Raw genomic sequence first — 21,614 nt, forward strand, 5'->3', positions numbered from 1 at the left:
TGAATTTTATGAAAAGTATTTTTGACGAAACAGTTGATATTTCTTCAAACCTTATAAAAATAAATTCGGTAAATCCTAGTTTTGAAGGGCCTGGAGAAGAAGAAAAGACAAAATACATAAAAAACAAACTTGAAGAATACGTAAAAAAATATGGTATCGATAATTTCCAGATTTTAAATTATAATATAAAAGATGAAAATAACATTTTAAGACCAAATATCGTTTCAAAATTTAATTTTTCAAAAGATAAGACACTAACAATAATATCACATACTGATGTTGTTCCAATCGGGGATATTGGCCTTTGGGATACAGATCCATTTGAACCAATTATTTCAGATAACGTCATCTATGGTCGAGGCTGTGAAGATAACCATAAGGGAATTGTTTCGTCTTTTTTACTTTTAAAAATGATTTTTGAGGAACAAATTGACCCTAAATATAATTTAAATTTGATTTTTGTGTCTGATGAAGAAAATGGCAGTAAATACGGGCTTTCATACTTAGTCGATAACTTTGAAAAGGAACTTTTTAATAAAGACGATTTAATAATTGTTCCAGATTTTGGAGTTTTTGATGGAAATTTGATTGAAATTGCTGAAAAGAAAATTATGTGGATTAAATTTAAAATAAAAGGAAAGCAGTGTCATGGAAGTACTCCAGAAAACGGCCTAAATGCTGATGTTTTAGCATTTAAATTTGGAGAGGGACTATACTGCAAACTATACAAAAAATACAATAATATCAATTCGATATTTACGCCTCCATTTTCAACATTTGAGCCAACTATGTTAAAAAATAATGTTGAAAATACAAATACGATACCAGGATATGTAGAACTAAATTTTGACTGTAGAATTCTTCCAGAATATGATATAAATGATGTTCTTGCCGATATAGATGAATATATCAAATTATTTAAAAATGAATTTGAAAAATACCTCTTCCACTATGATTTAAAGGAAAAAGATAATTTAGAAATTACCTATGATATCTTAAAAATAGAAACTTCAACCCCTACAAAACCCGAATCAAAAATAGTAACAAAATTAGAATCTGCAATTAAAACGGTGCTTAAAAAAGAGCCAAAAGTATGTGGAATGGGAGGGGGAACTGTTGCTGCATTTTTAAGGGAAAAAGGTTATCCTGTTGCAGTATGGGGGATAGGGTATGAAACCGCACACCAACCAAATGAACATATTAAAGTAGAACAGTTAATAGATATGGCAAAAGTCTATCTTGATATAATGAAATAGTTGAGATAATGCACGTTATAAAAATTGGCGGAAGTTTAACCTTTAACTCAAAAAATCTCCTTTCAAAGCTAATTGAATTAAATAAAAAAATAGTTTTAGTTCCAGGCGGGGGAAATTTTGCAGATTCTGTCCGAGAACTTTATGACAGAACAGATTTAGGGGAGTTAGGGGCCCATAAGATTGCCACGATATGTACTGACATTACTGGAATTTATTTTTCAGAAATTTCCGGAATAAAGACTGCAAATAATCTTTTTGATGCAAAAAAAATCCTTGAAAACGAAAACATTGTTATAATACTTCCTTCAAAGATAATACTTAGTACTGATGAACTTCCGTGTTCTTGGAGTGTTACTTCTGATTCGTTTGCAGCATACATTGCAAAATTATTAAAATCCAAAGTGTTAATTATCGCAACAGATGTCGACGGAATTTATGATAAATATCCGGAAGGAAAACTATTAAATACAATAAATACAAAAACGATTAAAGGTTTTACATCTGTGGATAAACACCTACCAAAACTTATATCCGAATACGGCATCGAGTGCTTCGTTGTTAACGGAAATCATCCTGAGAGAATAAAAAACATTTTGAACGACGTTTCAGATACATATACGAAAATAACACTAGAATAAACACTACGGTGAGAAACATGAAACAAAAATGTACTACATGCAATACCGAAATTGCTCCAAGAGAAAATGCTGCAAAATTCTTATGCCCTAACTGTGGAAAAGCAGAACTTGTAAGGTGCGAAAAGTGCAGAAAATTAAGTAACGTCTACAACTGCCCAGTATGTGGATACGAAGGCCCTTAAATTAATAAATGATATTTGGATGTGAAAAAATGGCAACAGTTATCGCTAAAATAAAGGCAATGCCTACAAGCCCTGAAATAAATAAAGAAACTTTAAAAGAATCTTTAAAAGAACTTGTTGAAAAATTTGGTGCAAAGTGTAGGGGAGTTATTGACGAACCGCTCGCATTTGGACTATACTCAGTATTTATAATGGTTGAAATGGAAGAACAAGAAGGCGGAATGGATCCTATTGAGGAAGCTATGAATGCTTTAGATGACGTAGAAAGTGCTGAAGTTGTAGAACTTTCACTCGTATAATTTTAACTGTTAAATTTTTTTAAGTAGTGAAGAAGCGCCTGATAGAATATAAAACCTCGTTTTGAGTTTTGATTTATAATTATGGGAGTATTATGACAAACTATATAAATAAGTTGAAGCAAATTAAAACGGCTATTGAATACATGGAAGATAGAGGATACTCTATCAACGTAACACATAATACTGACCCCATTTTACAGATTGGAAATCAAAAGGCCAATTTTATAATAAAAAACACGATCGGAAACGTGAAGGTTCACTACATTAACACAGCAAAACTACTGTTAAAGATGAGAGACTAACTCAAATTTGAGGTGAAGACATGGCAAAATTAGGATATAAAGTTGAAGCAGACCCTTCAAAAACTGCAAAAGCTATGGGCAGAACTTTAAGAATTTCAAAAAAACACGCACTTGAAATTTGTAGAGAAATTAACGGAATGAAATTAGAGACAGCTGTTTCATTCTTAAATAGAGTTCTTGCATTAGAAACTCCAGTCCCATTTAAAGTACACAATAAGGATGTTCCACACAGAAAAGGAAAAATTGGAACTCATGCAGGTAGATTTCCACAGAAAGCTACTGAAGAAATATTAAAAGTGTTAGATAACGCTAAGAAAAACGCTGAATACAAAGGATTAAACACAGAAAAGTTAAGGATTAAACACATTTCTTCAAATAAAGGATTTATAATAAAAAGATTCATGCCTAGAGCGTTTGGTAGAGCAAGTCCTAAATACCAAGAAACAATCCACATTCAAGTAATTCTTGAAGAATTCTACTAACGGTGAAACAATGATTGAAAGAACATTTATCGCAGAGAATGTTTCCGAAACATTAATTGACGAGTATTTTAAAGGTAAACTCGTAAGAGCTGGTTACAGTCACTTAGAACTTAAAAAAACGCCAATCGGAACAAGAATAACAGTTTTTGCTGAAAAACCTGGTTTTGTTATTGGTAGAAAAGGTAAAATGGTTAAAGAATTAACCGATACACTTACTGAAGTTTACAAAGTGGAAAATCCACAAATTGAAGTAAAACCTCTTGAAACTCCAGATTTAGACCCTGCAATTGTGGGACACAAAATTGCAGCTTCATTAGAAAAAGGAATGCATTTTAGAAAAACAGCTCACTCTGCCGTAAGGAGAGTTATGGCTGCAGGCGCTAAAGGAGTTGCAATTATTATATCCGGAAAACTATCTGGAGAAAGGTCAAGAACCGAAAAATTCATGGATGGATACATGAAACACTGTGGTGAACCTGCAGAAGAGCTCGTTATCAAGTCACACCAGTTAGCTAAATTAAAACTCGGTATCGTTGGAGTTACCGTAAAAATAATGAGGCCAGATGTATCATTACCTGATGAAATAATAATATTATCTGGCGAAATTAAAGAAGTTACTGAATTTAGTGAAGTATCCCAAGAATAAGGTGAAAGTATGGCAATCTTAAAAGCTAGCGAGATCAGGGAATTTTCAATTGATGAAATGAATGAAAAAATCGCTGAATTAAAAAGGGAATTGATGAAAGAAGGGGTAAACAAGTCAACAGGCGGCGCACCTTCAAATCCTGGTAAGATAAAAGAAATTAAAAAGACCATTGCAAGAATTTTAACTATTATTAATGAAAAAGAAGCTAAAGCATTAAATGCTTAAGCATAATTTTAAATACCATTAACCAGTATGTCTATCGTATAGATTTTAACAAAAAAGTTTTATCAAAATGAGAGGTGCATTAATGCCAGAGATTTGTCCTATATGTGGTTTACCGAAAGATTTGTGTGTTTGTGAAGAAATCGCAAAAGAAGAACAAAAAATTAAAGTTTACGTGACTAAAAGAAGGTTTGGTAAGCTAATGACAGTTGTCGATGGCTTTGATGCTGACTTGATTGATGTAAAAGATTTAGCTAAAAAGTTAAAAGATATATGTGCTTGTGGCGGAACCGTAAAGAAAGATTCAATCGAATTACAAGGGGACCACAGGAAAAAAGCTGAAGAAATCCTGATAAAAATGGGTTTCTCAAAAGACATGATTGATGTCAGATAATTACCAATTCATAGAGAGTATGTGGATACATAAATGTACACCCTGTGCTCTAAAGGGTAGGGACACCCATGAAATTCTCACAAAATATATTGAGACATGAACTAGTTGGATTAAATCTTGAAATTGTAAATTCTACAGATAAAAGATTAATTTCAACAAAAGGGAGAGTAATAAACGAAACCAGAAATATGCTGGTTATCGAAAAAAATAATGGTAAGGAAATTACCGTTCCAAAAGAAATTTCGATATTTCGATTTGAATTTTCAGATTTGGATACCCCTAAAAAGGTAGATATTGATGGAAGACTTCTTATTGGAAGGCCTGAAGACAGGCTAAAAAGGAAAATAAAACAACTCTACCCATACTAGGCTTCTCAGCTATTTTAAAGTCCCAACTTCAAAAACAAAATTCAAAATTTAGTTCTAAAGAGTCCTACAGATGTCTATATTAAACTTATATACCTGTAGTTCGTATTAAATCTGGAACTTTAAAATCGACATTAAACACTCTACCTATTAGGAGGTATACACATGTCAAACATTGGAATCGATGTAAAAGCTCCTGAAAATGTTTGTGAAGATGTAAACTGTCCATTCCACGGAACTTTATCCGTAAGGGGACAAATCTTTGAAGGTGTCGTTTCAGGCGACAAAGGTCACAACACTATTGTGATAAAAAGAGAAGTAACTGGATACATCTCAAAATATGAAAGATATGAAAAAAGAACAACTTCGTTGGTTGCGCACAACCCGCCATGTATCAATGCAAAAACTGGCGATGTTGTGAAAGTTATGGAATGCAGGCCAGTCAGTAAAACAAAATCATTTGTTGTTATTGAAAAAACTGAAAACCTGGAATAATCCTTTAAAAGGTGAATATTATGAAAGGACTAGGTTCAACAATCGTAAGATCATTACCAAACGGAGCAAGACTCGTCTGTGCAGACAACACAGGTGCAAAAGAGCTTGAAGTAATTGCAGTTAAAAACTACTCAGGTACGGTAAGGAGATTGCCTTCTGCAGGAGTAGGCCAAATTGTTTTCGTTTCAGTTAAAAAAGGTACTCCTGAAATGAGAAAACAGGTATTGCCTGCAATTATTATCCGACAGAAAAAGGAATACAAAAGAGCTGACGGTACAAGAGTTAAATTCGAAGATAACGCAGCTGTTATTGTAACTCCAGAAGGAACGCCAAAAGGTTCAGACATCAAAGGCCCTGTTTCAAAAGAAGCTGCTGAAAGATGGCCAGGTGTTTCAAGATTAGCTAAAATTATTCACTAATTAGGCATGTGGGTGAAATTATGGTTTTGACAAACTCAAAACAGCCAAGAAAACAAAGAAAAGCACTCTACAACGCACCATTACATTTAAGAAATAGCGTTATGTCTGCAATGTTATCAAAAGCATTAAAAGAAAAATACGGTAAAAACGCCCTACCTGTGAAAAAAGGAGATACTGTAAAAGTTCTTCGTGGAAGTTTCAAAGGAATTGAAGGCGAAGTTTCAAAAGTCAACTATTCAGGATACAAAATTATTGTTGAAGGAGTAGTTAACAAAAAGCAGGATGGAAAAGAAACGCCGTACCCAATTCATCCATCAAACGTTATGATTACAAAAATGGAAGATTCAGACGAAAAGAGATTTAAAACATCAAATAAATAAGAGGTGCGAGCATGGCAATTAAAGGACCTAGAAAACATCTTAAAAGATTGGCTGCTCCAGCAAATTGGCAACTTCCTAGAAAAGAAAGAACATTTACTGTGAGACCATCACCTGGACCACATTCAATGGACAAATCCTTGCCGTTATTATTAATTGTAAGAGATACTTTAAAATGTGCTGATAATGCAAGAGAAGCTAAAAAAATTATCCAAATGGGCAAAATTTTAATTGACGGCGTCAAGAGAAAAGAATACAAACACCCTGTAGGATTAATGGATGTTTTATCAATTCCTGAACTTAACGAAAATTACCTTGTATTATTTGACGAAAATGGAAGAATCAGTTTGAAAAAGACTGAAAAAACCGGCGTAAAATTGTGCAAAATCGTGAATAAAACTGTTATTAAAGGTGGCCATATCCAGTTGAACCTTCACGATGGTAGAAACCAAATTGTAAAAGTTGCAAATGCTTTAAAAGCAGAAGAAGACATTTACAAAACTGGAGATAGCGTTTTAGTTTCATTACCTGAACAAGCAGTTGTAGGACATGTTGAATTTAACGAAGGGAAGTTAGCATACATCACTGGCGGTAAACACGTAGGAGAATTTGCTAAAGTCGTTGAAGTTGAAAAAAGAACATTGTACTCTGACATCGTAACCTTAGAAAATAAGGACGGAGAAAAATTCAAAACAATTAAACCTTATGTGTTCATTGTAGGTCAGGATGAACCCGTAATCTCAATGTAATACCCATAAAATTAGAGGAGGACGAAACATGTCATTCCAAGAAGTTTGGGAAAAAGAGCCTATGAAAAAACCAAGAATTCAGAAAGTTACAGTTAACTTCGGTGTTGGAGAGGCTGGCGATAGGTTAACAATAGGTGCGAAAGTTATTGAAACATTAACCGGCCAAGCACCAGTAAGAACTTTGGCAAAACAAACAAACCCTGCATTTGGCATCAGAAAAAAGTTACCTATTGGATTGAAAGTTACCTTAAGAGGTAAAAATGCGGAAGAATTCCTTGAAAATGCATTTGTTGCATTCAAAGTGTCAGGAAAAGTTCTTTATGCATCCTCATTTGACAAAGTAGGAAACTTCTCATTCGGTGTTCCAGAACACATCGACTTTCCAGGTCAAAAATATGACCCTACAGTTGGAATCTATGGTATGGACATTTGTGTAACCTTTGAAAAACCAGGGTACAGAGTAAAGTCTAGAAAGTTAAAAAGAAGCCACATTCCAGCGAAACACTTGGTTAAAAAAGAAGAAGCTATCGAGTACATCGAGAAGAAATTCGGTGCTGAAGTAGTTATGGAATAGGTGAAAAAATGACAAAAGAACCATTTAAGACGAAATATGGCCAAGGTTCAAAAGTTTGCAAAAGATGCGGAAGAAAAGGGCCAGGAATCATCAGAAAATACGGATTAGACTTATGCAGACAATGCTTCAGAGAATTAGCACCAAAATTAGGATTTAAAAAGTACGACTAAGGACAAGGAGGTAACAATATGAGTTTAATGGACCCTCTTGCAAACGCATTAAACCACGTATCCAACTGCGAAGGTGTGGGTAAAAACGTAGCTTACTTAAAACCTGCTTCAAAATTAATTGGGAGAGTTTTAAAAGTTATGCAGGATCAAGGATACATTGGAAACTTCGAATACATTGAAGATGGTAAAGCAGGCGTCTACAAAGTTGATTTAATCGGACAAATCAACAAATGTGGTGCTGTAAAGCCAAGATACGCAGTTAAGTACCAAGAATTCGAAAAATTCGAAAAGAGATACTTGCCAGCTAAAGGTTTCGGATTATTAATCGTAAGTACTCCAAAAGGATTAATGACACATGACGAAGCTAGAACTGCTGGAGTAGGCGGAAGATTAATTTCCTACGTATACTAAGGACTAATTGGAGGTATTCTTATGCCAGTTGCAGCTTTAATAAGGGAAGAAATCGAAATTCCTGGAAACGTCAGTGTTGAAGTTAATGGCAGCGAAGTTGTTGTTAAATCAGGTGCGAAAGTACTTAAAAGAGAATTGGCTTTCCCTGGAATCGAAATAAAAATGGAAAATGAAAAAGTTGTAGTTGAAAGTACGTTCCCTAAAAAAAATCAAACCGCAATGGTTGGAACATACAGGTCACACATTCAAAACATGATAAAAGGAGTAAGTGAAGGGTTTGAATACAAATTAGTAATCAGATACGCTCACTTCCCAATGAAAGTTACATTTAAAGGAAACACGGTAATTATCGACAACTTCTTAGGGGAAAAATATCCTAGAACCGCAAAAGTCATGGAAGGCGTTACTGTAAAAGTAAACGGTGAAGAAGTTATTGTAAGTGGCACTAACAAAGAGTTTGTTGGTCAAACTGCTGCAAATATCGAGCAAGCTACCAAAGTTAAAGGAAGAGACACAAGAATTTTCCAAGATGGTATCTACATTGTAGAAAAAGCAGGAAAAGTATTGTAAGGTGATCTCATGAGTGAATTCAAAAGATTAATGAGATTAAAACTCAAAATGAAACAAAAAAGACCTGAATTCAAAAGACAGGACTCACATAGATTCCAAAGAATTGGAACCATGTGGAGAAGACCTACTGGACATCACAGTGGACAGAGAATTCAAGTTACATACAGGCTTTCCCCTGTAAAAATAGGTTTTAGAGGGCCTGCTTTAGTTAGGGGGTTACACCCATCAGGATTAGAAGACATTATTGTTAACAACGTAAAACAGTTAGCTGCTTTAAACCCTAAAACTCAAGGTGCAAGAATTGCATCTGCAGTTGGTACAAGAAAAAGAATAGAAATTGTTAAAAAAGCTAACGAACTCGGAATCAGAGTATTCAACGTATCCAAACAAAAACAGGGAGAATTCTTAAGTTTATAATTTCGCTTAAGATTTAAGGTGATATTATGGATGTATCTACCCAAAGAAGAATCGCTGCAGCTGTTTTGGACTGCGGTATTGATAGAGTATGGGTTGATCCTGAAAACTTGGAAAAAGTCAAAATGGCAATCACAAAAGATGACATAAGACTTTTAATTAACGATGGAATCATTGTTAAAAAACAAGAAAAAGGTATCAGCAGCGCTAGAAAAAAGGAAGTCCAAGAGCAGAAGCGAAAGGGGAAGAGAAAAGGACCTGGCTCTAGAAGAGGAGCTAAAGGTGCAAGAACACCTAAAAAAGAAAAGTGGATGAACACAATTCGGCCATTAAGAACCCTTCTCAAAGAATTAAGAGAAAATGAGAAAATTGAAAGGTCTTCATACAGAAAATTATACAGAATGGCCAAAGGTGGCGCATTCAGAAGCAGAAACCACATGAAATTATACATGAAAGAACATGGAATTTTAGCTGAATAATTCAATTTAAGGAGGAATGATTATGGCACAGAACGCCAAACATAGAGTTCCTTTTAGAAGAAGAAGAGAAGGAAAAACCGACTTCAGACAAAGATTGGGATTACTCTTATCTGGAAAACCAAGATTAGTTGCTAGAAAATCCTTAAATAACATCATTGCTCAGCTCATGGCATACGATGAAAAAGGAGACATCGTATTAGTTTCAGCACATTCAAGAGAACTCGTTAAAATGGGTTACAAAGGACACTGCGGAAACTTGCCTGCAGCATACTTAACTGGTTTATTGTTAGGTAAAAAAGCAGTTGAAGAAGGACTTGAAGAAGCAATTTTGGACAAAGGTCTTCATAGGGCTACGAAAGGAGCAGCAATTTTTGCTGTTTTAAAAGGTGCACTCGACGCAGGTATGGATATTCCATGCGGTGAAGAGATCATTGCTGATGAAGAAAGGTTAAACGGAACACATATCAAACAATACGCAGAACTCTTAAAAGAAGATGAAGAAGCGTACAAAAAACAGTTCTCAAAATATTTAGAAAAAGGATTAAATCCAGAAGACTTGCCAGAACACTTTGAAGAACTGAAAGGAAAAATCCTTAACTTATAAGGTGATATTACATGGCTGAAAAAAGAGCTGAAAAAAGAAAATTCAATACCGATTCTTGGGAGCCAAAAACCCAAGTTGGTAGAATGGTTAAGGAAGGAACAATTTCAGACATTAGCTACATTATGGACAAAGGTCTTCCATTATTAGAACCTGAAATTGTAGATGTACTTTTACCCGACTTAGAAGAGCAAGTTTTGGACGTTAAATTAGTTCAAAGAATGCACAAGTCAGGAAGAAGGGCAAGATACAGAGCAACCGTTGTTGTAGGTAACAAAAACGGTTATGTTGGAGTAGGCATGGGCAAATCAAAAGAAGTAGGTCCTGCAATTAGAAAAGCAATTGCTCAAGCAAAATTATCATTAATTAAAGTAAGAGTAGGTTGCGGTTCATGGGAATGTGGTTGCGGATCCCCTCACTCAATTCCATTCACAGCTAAAGGAACATGCGGTAGTGTTAAGGTTGAATTACTCCCTGCACCAAGGGGTGTAGGTTTAGTTGCAGGTAACGTTGCAAAAGCAGTTCTAGGCCTTGCAGGTGTAAAGGATGCATGGACAACAACTTACGGAGACACAAGAACAACCTACAACTTTGCAGAAGCAACATTTGATGCATTAAACAACTTAAACTTCGTAAGATGCCTACCTGAACAAAAAGCAAAATTAGGCCTTACAGAAGGTAGGGTACTCTAATTTATTACTTTTTAAGAAAAAAGGTGATTAAAACATGGCTTACGCAGTTGTAAGAGTCAGAGGAAGCGTAGGTGTAAGAGGAGACATCGCTGATACCATGAAGATGTTAAGATTACACCGAGTAAACCACTGTGTTGTTATCCCTGAAAACGATCACTACACAGGAATGATTAAAAAAGTTAAAGACTATGTAACCTACGGGGAAATCGATAAAGAAACCCTCGTAAGTTTAATTTTAAAAAGAGGTAGGCTCGCTGGAAATAAAAGATTAAGCGAAGAACTCTTAAAAGAATTAGTAGAACTCCCAGTTGACGCATTAGCTGAAAAAGTACTTGCTGGAGAAATTAAATTAAAAGACACACCAATCAAACCAGTATTCAGGTTGCATCCTCCAAGAAGGGGATACGACAGAGGGGGAATTAAAAAAGGATTCTCCATTGGTGGTGCCTTAGGTTACAGAGCTGGTAAAATCAACGATTTATTGAATAAAATGATGTAATTTAAGGTGATTTGATGATTAGAAAAAGCAAAAAAATCACGAAACAAAGAGGCTCAAGAACCTGCGGGTACGGAGAAGCTAAAAAGCACAGAGGTGCTGGCCACAGGGGTGGTAGAGGTAACGCAGGTCACCAAAAACACAAATGGCTATCAGTCTGTAAATTTAATCCTGAATACTTCGGTAAATACGGATTTAATAGAAACCCTTGCCTCATTAAAAAATTAGAAACTATCAATGTAGGGGAATTAGAAGAATACGTTTTAAAATACAAAGACGCATTCAAATTAAAAGACGGTAAAGTTGTAGTTAATGCTACAGAAATCGGATTTGAAAAGATTCTCGGAAAAGGAAGAATATCAACCGCAATGGTTGTAAAAGCAGTCGAATTCTCTGAAGGTGCTAAAGAAAAAATTGAGGCTGCCGGTGGAGAATTTGTTGAATTATAATTCCATAAAAAGTCATTTAATTCATGTAATTCTGCTTTTTCTTATTTTTGATAGTGGATACCCTATTCCACTTTTAACTACCAATCACGAGATAATTCTTTTTTTAAATAGTCCGTTAAATAGTATACCGTTTACAAGTTTTTCCAAAAATTATTGCCATTATTGTTATGTTTGATACACCGGTATATATATGGCTTAATTTAAAATTATATTGTTATTCCATAAGGTGATAATTTGGAAAGTTTCTTAATGAAAATAAAACCAATCCTTGAGCTAATTCCAGAAGTAAAAAGACCATTAAAAGGGGTTAGCTTTAAAGAAAAAATCCAGTGGACGGGTTTAGTATTAATTTTGTACTTTATATTGGGTACTATTGATATATATATGGGCGGTGCAGAAATGCCTGCAATGTTCGCATTTTGGCAGACCGTTACTGCATCAAAAATGGGTACATTAATCACGCTTGGTATCGGGCCAATTGTTACTGCCGGTATTATAATGCAGCTTTTAGTCGGATCTGAACTTATAAGTCTTGACCTTTCAAAACCAATGAATAGGGCACTTTTTCAAGGACTTCAAAAGCTTTTCGGAATATTTTTGTGTTTCCTCGAAGCCGTGATGTTTGTTGGAGCAGGGGCATTTGGAGTGGTTAATTCAACTTTAGCACTTATTTTAGTGTTACAGCTTGCACTTGGTGCGATTCTTGTTATATATCTTGATGAAATTGTTTCAAGATATGGTATAGGTTCAGGTATAGGGTTATTCATTGCAGCAGGGGTTGCCCAAACAATTTTTGTTGGTGCATTTGGTGCAGAAGGGTACCTATGGAAATTCTTTAGTGCAATGAGTGTTGGAAGTTTAGGCATTGCCTTTGAATATATATTACCCATACTGAGTACACTCTTCGTGTTCTTAGTTGTAGTTTACGTTGAAAGTATCCGGGTTGAAATTCCTCTAGCGCACGGGAGGGTTAAAGGTGCAGTTGGAAAATATCCAATAAAATTTATTTATGTTTCAAACTTACCAGTAATTTTAGCAGCGGCACTTTTTGCAAATATCCAACTTTGGGGGATGTTCTTAGATAGAATGGGCTACCCAATATTAGGTCAGTATTCAAACGGTACAGCAGTCAGTGGAATTGCGTATTACTTCTCAACACCGTACGGAATTTCAAACATAATTTCAGACCCGCTTCATGCGATATTTTACACATTGATGATGGTAATCTTTTGTATATTATTTGGTCTGTTCTGGGTTGAAACCTCAGGTCTTGATGCAAAATCAATGGCTAAAAAACTTGGAAATTTAGACATGGCAATTAAAGGATTTAGAAAGAGCCAAAAATCAATTGAACAGAGATTAAAAAGATATATCAAACCAATCACAGTAATGGGTTCTGCATTTGTAGGATTTTTAGCTGCTGCAGCAGACTTTACAGGTGCACTTGGAGGGGGTACCGGGGTTTTACTTACAGTATCAATCGTATACAGACTTTATGAACAATTGGTTCAAGAACAACTATCTGAACTTCACCCTGCAGTTGCGAAGTTTGTAGGTAAAAGGTAATTTTGTGTAATAAATAAAAATTCTTTTTTTATTATTTTTTAAAACTATGCAAAAATTTTAAAATCAATGTATATGGTATAAGCCATACTCAAAATTCCAAAAAATACCCCGATTAACCATAATACAACTACTATTTTGCATTCATTCATGGGCTTTCTTTTCAGTATCAGCCTCGGAAGTGAAAGATAACCACTTTTCACATGAAGTTTCCCCTCTTTTCCAATAGTTGTTGGAGTATATACTTCATCCTTTTTAGTAACCCCTGCAGTTACTTGTTTTAAAAACGCATCAATAACATAAGGAAACATTAAAATTCCAAATTCAATTATAAAACCCCTAGATACTGCAATAGTTGCTAAAAATGCCCCTATTGGAAGGGTTCCCGTATCTCCAGGAAAAACCCTTGCTGGAAACTTGTTGTAGTACAATAGACCTAAGTAAGATACTAAAAACAGTGACACTATTTTAAAACCAGTAATATCGCCGTTTATAAATAAAATAGCAGCCATGAAAAAACATAATATTATTCCAAGTCCTATTTCGAGTCCATTAAATCCTGCAAGCATATTTGTAAAGTTTGAAGATAAAAAAATCCCAAATAAAAGTAAAATTGAAGGAATAATTGATAGTTGTAGTAGTAAAACAGTAGGTAGCCCCATTAAAAAGGTAAGGGTAATTTTTTCTCTTGCATTTAATCTTGAAATATCGTCAATTACGCCTACAAAACCTGAAAGCATTATCAAAATTGAAATAGCAGGATTAAATAACGAAATAATTGAAGAACTTATTATAACTGGGGAAATTCCTCCCATTTCCGAAACTTTATCCTTATTTTTTTTGTGTAAGTCATAACCGTATTTTATATTTGCCATTTTTTTAATTATAAACTTTGTAAGAAAAACAGACCCTAAAAATGAAATCATTAAAAGTCCAAGAAAATACAAATCCATGTTAACACCTTCTAAAAATACAAAATTATAAATCATTAATAAAATATTTATATATACATTATGGATTTATTTTTAATAAAAACTTTTAGAGGAGGAATATGGGAGAATTAACAGACAAAATATCAAATTTTTTCAAAAAAAATGAAAAAATAAAACTCTTTCTAATAATACTATTTATTGGACTCATGAGTTTTCAGATTCGTGCCCAAACTGCCGATATGGAATTTACTGAAAGTAGCTACTTAAAAGAAATGTTTTCCGATGAAAACGGTAGAATGTATTTAACCGGACTTGACCCTTATTACTACCTAAGGCAGTCTGAAAATTATTTAAATAGTGGATACTCCCACGTTGGAGAAACAATGTTGGAAGTTGATGGAAAAAAGGTTCCCTATGATACAATTCAATATGCTCCACCAGGGCGTTCTGTAGGGCCTGCTTCAATACTTTCTGTTGTAACTGTTATCGTTTATTCAATATGGAATTCAATAGACCCAACAGTTACCATGTTAAATGCGGCATTTTGGGTTTCACCACTAACGAGCATTTTAATTGGAATTCCTGTATTTTTCATTATAAGAAGAAATACATTAAGTAATATTGGGGGACTTACTGGGGCATTCCTTATTATAACTAGCCCAAGTCTTTTATATAAAACATCGGGGGGATTTGCAGACACAAACGTATTTGAGATACTCCCGTTGCTCTTTATAGTATGGATGATAATGGAAGCAATACATGCACAGAATAATTTAAAAAAATCTATTGTATTTGGAAGTCTTGCAGCATTGTTTGTAGGGATTTATCCTTTAATGTGGAGTGGATGGTGGTATGCATTCGATATTACTGCAAGCTTTTTAGTGCTTTACACGATATACGAATACATTATAAAGTCAAAAAATTTAAAAAATGTATCATTGACTTCAGGAATATTTCTTATTTTGGGAACGGCCCTTGTTTCAGTAACTACCGGAATAAGCGGATTTTTTAATGGGATTTTATCGCCAATAGGATTTACCAAAATAACCGAGTCAGCACATGCCGTCGGATGGCCAAACGTATTTACTACAGTTTCAGAACTTGCAGTTCCAACTGTAAATGAAATTATAGTTAATTCCGTTGGAGATATATGGCTATTTCTTGCAGGAATTTTTGGATTAATACTATCATTTGTATCATTTAGACGCCATAAAAAAGAGTACGATATTAAGTATGCTCTTTATTTGACACTTTGGGTATTAGCAACATTTTATGCGTCAACTAAAGGGATAAGATTCGTTGCATTATTAACTCCGCCACTTGCAATAGGAATAGGCATTTTTGTTGGCCAAATTGAAAATATTTTAAGAAGATACGAGAAGAAAATTGAATATATATTTTATCCAATAATTGGGATTTTATCCGTACTGACGCTAATTAAGTTTGGTTCGGAAATTCCAGATATAATACTTCCTACAACCTATGTCCCGATTGCAGTTTACCTGTCAATTATTTCAGGATTATTGCTTTTAGTATACAAACTATCTGACATAATATCTGAAAAAGACCATAGAGTTAAAAAAATATTTGCAGTACTTCTTTCAGTTGTAATTGTAATGCCCTCACTAGCTGCTTCAGTTCCATTTTATGTGGCACCTACAATGAATAACGGCTGGAAGGAAAGTTTAGACTGGATAGGCTCTGAAACTCCTGAAAATGCAGTCGTAACTTGTTGGTGGGATAACGGACACATTTACACATGGGCTACAAGAAAAATGGTAACCTTTGATGGAGGTTCACAAAATACTCCAAGAGCCTACTTTGTAGGAAGAGCATTTTCAACTTCAGATGAAAAATTAGCAACTGGAATATTTAGAATGCTTTCTACTAGCGGGGATAGTGCATTTGATAGAAATAGTACACTATTCAAAAAAACAGGTACTGTAAAAGATACTGTTTTAATTTTAGATGAAATACTTCCACTAAATAAGTCAGATGCTAATAAGGTATTAATTAATACTTACGGATTAACAGAATCTGAGTCAGAAGAAGTTTTGAGTTTAACTCACCCTAAAACAACCAACAGTAACTATTTAATTACATATAACAGAATGACCGACATTGCCCCTGTATGGAGCATGTTTGGAAACTGGGACTTTAACCTTCCAAATTCAACAGAAAATAGCATGCGTGAAATGGGTGCTTATCAAAAATTAAGCGGTAGTGCAGAAGTTGTAAATGGGACTACTGTAATATATGTTCCGTTACAGACAACTTCTGAATACAGCGTTATAAACGTTGTAGAGCTGACAAATAATGAAATTAGGACTGCAAACGTTGTATTAGATAGTAAAGGGCAGATGTTACAGATGCAAAATTCAACTTTCCACAAACTTATTTTAAAAGTGGATGATAAAATTTATGAAAATGAAATAGATAGTAAGGGAGATTACAGTTTAATATTAAGGCTTGAAAAGTTCTCCGAATATAATTACCAAGTATATGCAGTGGTTTCAAGTAAAAATCTTGAAAATAGCGTGTATACAAAACTACACTTCCTTGATGGTTACGGCTTAGATAATATTAAGCTTGAAAAAGCATCAATTGATCCAACAAATAGTGGGGTTCAGCCTGGATTTAAAGTATACAGTGTAGACTTTGGAGAATCTTACCTCAATTAATTTTAAATATAAACTTTTTTAATATTTTTTGAAAACTTATAAAATCGTTTTTTAAAATTTTTAAATTTATGGTGATTTTATGCATATTGAAATCCTCAGGCTCGGCCACAGGGGAGAAAGGGATAAAAGAATATCTACTCATGTAGCCCTTACATCAAGAGCCATCGGGGCTAAAAAAATACTATTTACTGAAGAAGATAAGCATGTAAGAGAAAGTGTTGAAAGAATAGTTAAGTCATGGGGCGGAGAATTTAAATTTGAAGTTTTGAATTCATGGAAAAGCTACGTAAAAAAATTTAAAGATGAAGGAATAGTAATTCATCTAACAATGTATGGGGAAAATATTAATAACGTAATGACAGATGTTAAAAAAGAACTTGCAAAAAATAGTAAGCCCGTTTTAGTAATAATAGGTGCTGAAAAAGTACCAAGAGAAGCTTACGATCTTGCAGATTACAATTTATCTGTTGGAAACCAACCTCATTCTGAAGTTGCAGCACTTGCAATATTTTTAGACCGATTAACAGGGGGAACCGCACTATATTCGGAATATAATGATGCAAAAATAGCAGTTACTCCATCAAAATTTGAAAAGTGTGTTTCAGTTGAAAAGGGCAAATGATTTAACGTGGTGAAATAATGATATTAAGTGATAAGGATATATTAAATTATGTTAATTCAGGACGAGTATGTATAAATCCATTTAATAGAAATTTTGTAGGCCCTTGTTCTTATGACGTAACACTTGGAGAAGAATTTATAACATATAACGAAGATGTTTATGACGTTAAGAAACAGTTAAGCCATAGGTCTTTTAAAATAGATAATTCAATCATGGTATGCCCGTTACACCACCACCTTGATGAAAAAATCATTGAAAGGTACAAGGAAAAATACAGTATTGATTGTGTTGTAAGCGGCGGACTTTTAGGAACGACTAATGAATACGTTGAGCTTCCAAATGATGTCTGTGCACAATACCAAGGAAGAAGCAGTTTTGGAAGGGTATTTTTACAGTCCCATCAAACTGCAGGGTGGATTGATTCAGGTTTTAAAGGAAAAATTACTCTTGAAATTGTAGCATACGATAAACCAGTAATTCTTTATAAAAATCAAAGGATAGGGCAGTTAATATTTAGTAAAACACTCTCTCCAGCAGATATTGGATATTCAGATAGAAAATGTTCAAAATATGCACGACAGACTTCAGTAATGCCATCACTTATTAAAAAAGACTTTGAAAACGACTTGGAGGAATAAAAATGTATGTTCCAGAAGAAATTATTGAAACAGTTAGAATGATAGAATACCAACATCTTGATATAAGAACTACCACACTTGGGGTAAACTTAAAGGATTGTGCAGATAAGGACTTAGACCTACTAAAAGAAAATATTTATGATAAAATTACATCACTTGGTGGTAATTTAGTTGAAACTGCAGAAAAAGTATCTCAAAAATATGGTATACCTATTGTAAACAAGAGGATTTCTGTAACTCCCATTGGACTAATTATTGGGAGTACTTTAAAAGGATTAAATGAAGAAGAATCAGTAGATGCATGTGTTGAAGTTGGAATAACATTGGATAAAATTGCAAAAGATGTGGGCGTGGATTTCATTGGCGGATACTCCGCATTGGTCCATAAAAGAGCAACCCCTGAAGAAAAAATGTTAATACGGTCAATTCCAAAATTAATGACGAAAACGGATAAAGTTTGTGCTTCAGTCAATGTTGCAACGACAAAATCTGGAATAAACATGTACGCAGTTAAAAAAATGGGAGAAATAATTAAAGAAACCTCAGAATGTACAAAAGATGCAATAGGTTGTGCAAAAATCGTTGTATTCTGTAACGCTCCTGAAGACAATCCATTTATGGCAGGGGCGTTTCATGGCCCCGGTGAAGGAGATGCAGTAATTAATGCCGGAGTTTCCGGGCCAGGAGTTGTTAGGGCAGTTGTTGAAAAATTAAAGGGAAAGGATATTGGAACAATTAGTGAAGAAATTAAAAAAACTGCATTTAAAATCACCAGAATGGGTGAACTTGTCGGAAGAGAAGTTGCAAATGAATTAAATGTAGATTTTGGAATTGTTGACCTCTCTCTTGCACCCACTCCTGCCCCCGGAGACAGCATTGCAAATATTTTAGAAGCAATGGGTCTTGAAAGATGCGGAACTCATGGAACTACTGCTGCACTTGCACTTTTAAATGATGCCGTTAAAAAAGGAGGAGCAATGGCTTCAAGTTATGTAGGGGGACTTAGTGGTGCGTTTATTCCAGTTAGTGAAGATGCAGGGATGATTGAAGCGGTAGAAGTTGGTGCCTTAAATTTATCAAAATTAGAAGCCATGACTTGTGTTTGTTCAGTAGGTCTCGATATGATTGCAATCCCTGGAAAAACCCCTGCTTCAACAGTATCTGCAATTATAGCTGATGAAATGGCAATTGGAATGATAAATAAAAAAACCACCGCTGTAAGACTTATTCCCGTACCTGGAAAAGATGTTGGAGAATACGTCGAATACGGCGGACTTTTAGGAACTGCACCAATAATGGAAGTATTTGAATTTTCTTCTGAAGAGTTTATTAATCGGGGTGGAAGAATACCTGCTCCAATTCAGTCACTTACAAACTAAGTTAAATAAATTAGAAAGTTTTATAAACTTTCAAAACAGATAATTTTTGATTCAGGTGATAGTATGGCTAAAAATTCAGATGCAGGACTAAGTACAAGTGCCGGCCTTGTAAGATACATGGATGAGGATGTCTCAAAAATAAAAGTAGCTCCAGAAAAAGTTATCGGAATAACTGTATCAATAATAATAATTGAAGCTGTTTTGAACTATGGAATTTTATTATAAAAAAGAATTTTATTTTTTAAAATTTAATTTAAGCTTAAAAAATTATTAAATATAGTTAATCATATTCTCTCCAGGTGTGACTACATTTTTTACACTTGTAAAATCGAGTTTCTGGTTCATCTGCACATCTTGTCTGCTGTAACCACCAGAAAGCTTCCATGTTTCCACAGGAAGGACATTCTATTCTTGTTATAGGCATTGTATCGATATTTTCAATAACCGTTACTTCCTGCTTTTTTGTTTCTATTTTTTCTTTTAGTTCGTAGGATTTGTTTGCATCACCAATATCTTCTTCGTGTTTGCATACAACACATTTTAACTTTCCATTTTTTGGAAGCATGATATTGTTACACTTTGGACAAAATTCGACCATAAACCCACCTTTTTTGTCTATCGGGATTAAAATAAATACAATTCAACTTAAAGAGGTTAAATTATTATTTATAACTTTCGATTTCTTTAAAGTTCTTATCTTTTTTCACGCTTTTTAACCTCATATAAAGCGGTAAGATTATTAAGACATATATTGGAATAATTTCAAGCCTTCCAACCCACATTGAGAAAATACCAAGGATTTTTGCAATTGGATGCATTGAATGACTTACTATGCCAACAGAAAGCCCTATGTTTGCTACAAGAGACACCGCCTCAAATATTGACAAATACGGATCATAACCAAGTGCAATTAAACTTAATGCTGAAAAAATGTAGTGTAACATATAGCCAAAACTTATCAAAAATGCATCTAAAATTAAAGAATCTTCAAGAATATTATTTCCAATTTTTTTGGAAATTATGGAATTACTTGGTGAAACTGCTTCTTTTAATCGGTAATAAAATCCTTTTATCATTATATATAGACGTACTAACTTAATGCCTCCCGTAGTAGTACCTGTTGCCCCCCCTACGGCCATTATAAATATTAAAAGTGCAATTGAAATGTTTGTAAGATTTGAAGTGCTCGTAGTTAAAAATCCAGTACTCGTCATTGCAGAAACTACGGTAAATAGGGAATCTAATGGATCAACTCCAGAAGTTATTGAAATTACAAATGCTGAAAAAAATAGTATTGGAATTGAAATTTTTGTTTGGATGTCATTAACTTTTCTCCCAGTAAGAACGTTATGGTGTACCGAAAAAGAAACAACGCCTCCAAGATACATTATTGCTATTATTATTATTTTTGCAAAGTTATTATATGGAAAACCTGCATTACTTATGCTCATTCCACCAGTTGAAATGCCACAAAGAATAACATTTAAAGTAGTCCATAAATCTAAGCCACTTAAATATAATAAGCATATTCCAAGTATTGTATATAATAAATAAATATGCCATATTTTTTTAATGGTACCAAGTGTGCTCGGCATTATCTTTTCTTCCCTTGCCTCCGCACGGTAGTATGCAGAAGCTCCCGCTTTTGAAAGAATTGATATAACCATTGCAAGTACTCCAACTCCCCCTATCCACTGTTCAAGGCTCCGCCATATTTGAATTGATTTTGGAAGAACTTCTACGTCATTAATAATGGTAAATCCAGTTGTGGTCCATGCAGACATACTTTCAAAAACGCCGTCAATATAACCAAAATAAGGTATTCCAAAGTAGAACGGAATTGCACCAATAAATGATGCTGTAAGCCATGCCAATGCTGAAATAACCATTGCATGCTTTAATTTAATTGAAATCGGTTTTGTAACCCGATTCAATAAAAAACCGAAAATTATAAAGAAGATTGAAGGATACAAAAAATAATAAAATGGTTCATTAAAGTATATTGCTATAAATGAAGGCATTATCATTATAAGGCCAATTGTTGAAATTAATATCCCTAGCTCATGTAAAATCCCAAGGATGTCATTTTTTTTAAAAATTTTCATGCTCCCCCAAAA

At 34.1% G+C, this 21,614-nt stretch carries 33 protein-coding genes; 30 read left to right on the plus strand and 3 right to left on the minus strand.

The window, feature by feature from the left end; translation table 11 throughout:
• The first annotated feature begins 8 nt into the window (after positions 1-8).
• The 25 genes from MEVAN_RS03620 (at position 9) to secY (ending at position 13,248) form a co-directional block, all read left to right on the plus strand.
• Positions 9-1,256 carry a M20 family metallo-hydrolase gene (locus MEVAN_RS03620; RefSeq protein WP_011972517.1) on the plus strand — a complete coding sequence of 416 codons (1,248 nt, stop codon included), beginning with the start codon at positions 9-11 and terminating at the stop codon, positions 1,254-1,256.
• An 8-nt stretch (positions 1,257-1,264) separates the two neighbouring features.
• Positions 1,265-1,894: a [5-(aminomethyl)furan-3-yl]methyl phosphate kinase gene (gene mfnE / locus MEVAN_RS03625; RefSeq protein ID WP_011972518.1), complete on the plus strand. Its 630-nt coding sequence runs from the start codon at positions 1,265-1,267 to the stop codon at positions 1,892-1,894.
• A 17-nt stretch (positions 1,895-1,911) separates the two neighbouring features.
• Positions 1,912-2,076, plus strand: a complete 165-nt coding sequence (locus MEVAN_RS03630; protein ID WP_011972519.1) for a zinc finger domain-containing protein — start codon at positions 1,912-1,914, stop codon at positions 2,074-2,076.
• 29 nt (positions 2,077-2,105) lie between these two features.
• Positions 2,106-2,375, plus strand: coding sequence for an elongation factor 1-beta (locus MEVAN_RS03635; protein ID WP_048059145.1), 270 nt, complete (start codon positions 2,106-2,108; stop codon positions 2,373-2,375).
• A gap of 92 nt (positions 2,376-2,467) precedes the next feature.
• A complete protein-coding gene (locus tag MEVAN_RS03640; RefSeq protein ID WP_011972521.1) occupies positions 2,468-2,677 on the plus strand; it encodes a hypothetical protein in 210 nt (69 codons plus the stop codon).
• 20 nt (positions 2,678-2,697) lie between these two features.
• Positions 2,698-3,159, plus strand: a complete 462-nt coding sequence (locus MEVAN_RS03645) for a 50S ribosomal protein L22 (RefSeq protein WP_011972522.1) — start codon at positions 2,698-2,700, stop codon at positions 3,157-3,159.
• A gap of 10 nt (positions 3,160-3,169) precedes the next feature.
• Positions 3,170-3,805: a 30S ribosomal protein S3 gene (locus MEVAN_RS03650; protein ID WP_011972523.1), complete on the plus strand. Its 636-nt coding sequence runs from the start codon at positions 3,170-3,172 to the stop codon at positions 3,803-3,805.
• Positions 3,806-3,814: 9 nt separating this feature from the next.
• Positions 3,815-4,030 (plus strand): 50S ribosomal protein L29, encoded by a 216-nt coding sequence (rpmC, locus tag MEVAN_RS03655; RefSeq protein ID WP_011972524.1) that lies wholly within the window; start codon positions 3,815-3,817, stop codon positions 4,028-4,030.
• A gap of 82 nt (positions 4,031-4,112) precedes the next feature.
• Positions 4,113-4,421, plus strand: a complete 309-nt coding sequence (gene yciH, locus MEVAN_RS03660) for a stress response translation initiation inhibitor YciH (protein WP_048059146.1) — start codon at positions 4,113-4,115, stop codon at positions 4,419-4,421.
• Positions 4,422-4,489: 68 nt separating this feature from the next.
• Positions 4,490-4,789 carry a ribonuclease P protein component 1 gene (gene rnp1, locus MEVAN_RS03665; protein WP_011972526.1) on the plus strand — a complete coding sequence of 100 codons (300 nt, stop codon included), beginning with the start codon at positions 4,490-4,492 and terminating at the stop codon, positions 4,787-4,789.
• A gap of 162 nt (positions 4,790-4,951) precedes the next feature.
• A complete protein-coding gene (locus MEVAN_RS03670; RefSeq protein ID WP_011972527.1) occupies positions 4,952-5,281 on the plus strand; it encodes a 30S ribosomal protein S17 in 330 nt (109 codons plus the stop codon).
• A 20-nt stretch (positions 5,282-5,301) separates the two neighbouring features.
• On the plus strand, positions 5,302-5,700 hold the full coding sequence (locus MEVAN_RS03675; RefSeq protein WP_011972528.1) for a 50S ribosomal protein L14: 399 nt from the start codon (positions 5,302-5,304) through the stop codon (positions 5,698-5,700).
• A 20-nt stretch (positions 5,701-5,720) separates the two neighbouring features.
• The gene (rplX, locus tag MEVAN_RS03680; protein ID WP_011972529.1) at positions 5,721-6,080 is read left to right on the plus strand and encodes a 50S ribosomal protein L24; all 360 of its coding nucleotides are present in this window, start codon (positions 5,721-5,723) and stop codon (positions 6,078-6,080) included.
• A gap of 11 nt (positions 6,081-6,091) precedes the next feature.
• Positions 6,092-6,826 (plus strand): 30S ribosomal protein S4e, encoded by a 735-nt coding sequence (locus MEVAN_RS03685; protein ID WP_011972530.1) that lies wholly within the window; start codon positions 6,092-6,094, stop codon positions 6,824-6,826.
• A 28-nt stretch (positions 6,827-6,854) separates the two neighbouring features.
• Positions 6,855-7,400 carry a 50S ribosomal protein L5 gene (locus tag MEVAN_RS03690; RefSeq protein WP_011972531.1) on the plus strand — a complete coding sequence of 182 codons (546 nt, stop codon included), beginning with the start codon at positions 6,855-6,857 and terminating at the stop codon, positions 7,398-7,400.
• 8 nt (positions 7,401-7,408) lie between these two features.
• The gene (locus MEVAN_RS03695) at positions 7,409-7,570 is read left to right on the plus strand and encodes a 30S ribosomal protein S14 (protein WP_011972532.1); all 162 of its coding nucleotides are present in this window, start codon (positions 7,409-7,411) and stop codon (positions 7,568-7,570) included.
• 18 nt (positions 7,571-7,588) lie between these two features.
• Complete coding sequence (locus MEVAN_RS03700) at positions 7,589-7,981, plus strand: 30S ribosomal protein S8 (RefSeq protein WP_011972533.1); 393 nt, start codon at positions 7,589-7,591, stop codon at positions 7,979-7,981.
• Between the two features lie 21 nt (positions 7,982-8,002).
• Positions 8,003-8,551, plus strand: a complete 549-nt coding sequence (locus MEVAN_RS03705; protein ID WP_011972534.1) for a 50S ribosomal protein L6 — start codon at positions 8,003-8,005, stop codon at positions 8,549-8,551.
• A gap of 9 nt (positions 8,552-8,560) precedes the next feature.
• Entirely contained in the window at positions 8,561-8,968 is a 408-nt protein-coding gene (locus MEVAN_RS03710; protein WP_011972535.1) for a 50S ribosomal protein L32e, read from the plus strand.
• A 26-nt stretch (positions 8,969-8,994) separates the two neighbouring features.
• Positions 8,995-9,444, plus strand: coding sequence for a 50S ribosomal protein L19e (locus MEVAN_RS03715; RefSeq protein WP_011972536.1), 450 nt, complete (start codon positions 8,995-8,997; stop codon positions 9,442-9,444).
• Positions 9,445-9,466: 22 nt separating this feature from the next.
• Positions 9,467-10,048 (plus strand): 50S ribosomal protein L18, encoded by a 582-nt coding sequence (locus MEVAN_RS03720; RefSeq protein WP_011972537.1) that lies wholly within the window; start codon positions 9,467-9,469, stop codon positions 10,046-10,048.
• Between the two features lie 11 nt (positions 10,049-10,059).
• Positions 10,060-10,737 (plus strand): 30S ribosomal protein S5, encoded by a 678-nt coding sequence (locus tag MEVAN_RS03725; RefSeq protein WP_011972538.1) that lies wholly within the window; start codon positions 10,060-10,062, stop codon positions 10,735-10,737.
• A 34-nt stretch (positions 10,738-10,771) separates the two neighbouring features.
• Complete coding sequence (locus tag MEVAN_RS03730) at positions 10,772-11,236, plus strand: 50S ribosomal protein L30 (RefSeq protein WP_011972539.1); 465 nt, start codon at positions 10,772-10,774, stop codon at positions 11,234-11,236.
• A gap of 14 nt (positions 11,237-11,250) precedes the next feature.
• Positions 11,251-11,682: an uL15 family ribosomal protein gene (locus MEVAN_RS03735; protein WP_011972540.1), complete on the plus strand. Its 432-nt coding sequence runs from the start codon at positions 11,251-11,253 to the stop codon at positions 11,680-11,682.
• Positions 11,683-11,931: 249 nt separating this feature from the next.
• Complete coding sequence (gene secY, locus MEVAN_RS03740) at positions 11,932-13,248, plus strand: preprotein translocase subunit SecY (protein ID WP_198002527.1); 1,317 nt, start codon at positions 11,932-11,934, stop codon at positions 13,246-13,248.
• 44 nt (positions 13,249-13,292) lie between these two features.
• Here the strand turns inward: secY and MEVAN_RS03745 are convergent, their stop codons facing one another.
• Entirely contained in the window at positions 13,293-14,198 is a 906-nt protein-coding gene (locus MEVAN_RS03745) for an MraY family glycosyltransferase (RefSeq protein WP_011972542.1), read from the minus strand.
• A gap of 98 nt (positions 14,199-14,296) precedes the next feature.
• On the opposite strand from MEVAN_RS03745, the gene MEVAN_RS03750 reads away from it, so the two are divergent.
• The 5 genes from MEVAN_RS03750 to MEVAN_RS03770 all read left to right on the plus strand — a co-directional run bounded on the left by MEVAN_RS03750 (position 14,297) and on the right by MEVAN_RS03770 (position 19,722).
• Positions 14,297-16,858 (plus strand): STT3 domain-containing protein, encoded by a 2,562-nt coding sequence (locus tag MEVAN_RS03750; RefSeq protein ID WP_011972543.1) that lies wholly within the window; start codon positions 14,297-14,299, stop codon positions 16,856-16,858.
• Positions 16,859-16,937: 79 nt separating this feature from the next.
• Entirely contained in the window at positions 16,938-17,480 is a 543-nt protein-coding gene (locus MEVAN_RS03755; RefSeq protein ID WP_011972544.1) for a tRNA (cytidine(56)-2'-O)-methyltransferase, read from the plus strand.
• A 17-nt stretch (positions 17,481-17,497) separates the two neighbouring features.
• Complete coding sequence (dcd, locus tag MEVAN_RS03760) at positions 17,498-18,118, plus strand: dCTP deaminase (protein WP_011972545.1); 621 nt, start codon at positions 17,498-17,500, stop codon at positions 18,116-18,118.
• Positions 18,119-18,120: 2 nt separating this feature from the next.
• Entirely contained in the window at positions 18,121-19,497 is a 1,377-nt protein-coding gene (locus tag MEVAN_RS03765; RefSeq protein WP_011972546.1) for a PFL family protein, read from the plus strand.
• A gap of 63 nt (positions 19,498-19,560) precedes the next feature.
• Complete coding sequence (locus tag MEVAN_RS03770) at positions 19,561-19,722, plus strand: preprotein translocase subunit Sec61beta (protein WP_011972547.1); 162 nt, start codon at positions 19,561-19,563, stop codon at positions 19,720-19,722.
• 55 nt (positions 19,723-19,777) lie between these two features.
• Here the strand turns inward: MEVAN_RS03770 and MEVAN_RS03775 are convergent, their stop codons facing one another.
• Complete coding sequence (locus MEVAN_RS03775) at positions 19,778-20,095, minus strand: transcription factor S (protein WP_011972548.1); 318 nt, start codon at positions 20,093-20,095, stop codon at positions 19,778-19,780.
• A 64-nt stretch (positions 20,096-20,159) separates the two neighbouring features.
• Positions 20,160-21,602 carry a TrkH family potassium uptake protein gene (locus MEVAN_RS03780; RefSeq protein ID WP_011972549.1) on the minus strand — a complete coding sequence of 481 codons (1,443 nt, stop codon included), beginning with the start codon at positions 21,600-21,602 and terminating at the stop codon, positions 20,160-20,162.
• Positions 21,603-21,614: the final 12 nt, after the last annotated feature.

Source organism: Methanococcus vannielii SB (genome assembly GCF_000017165.1).
Taxonomy (GTDB): domain Archaea; phylum AGJL01; class Methanococci; order Methanococcales; family Methanococcaceae; genus Methanococcus; species Methanococcus vannielii.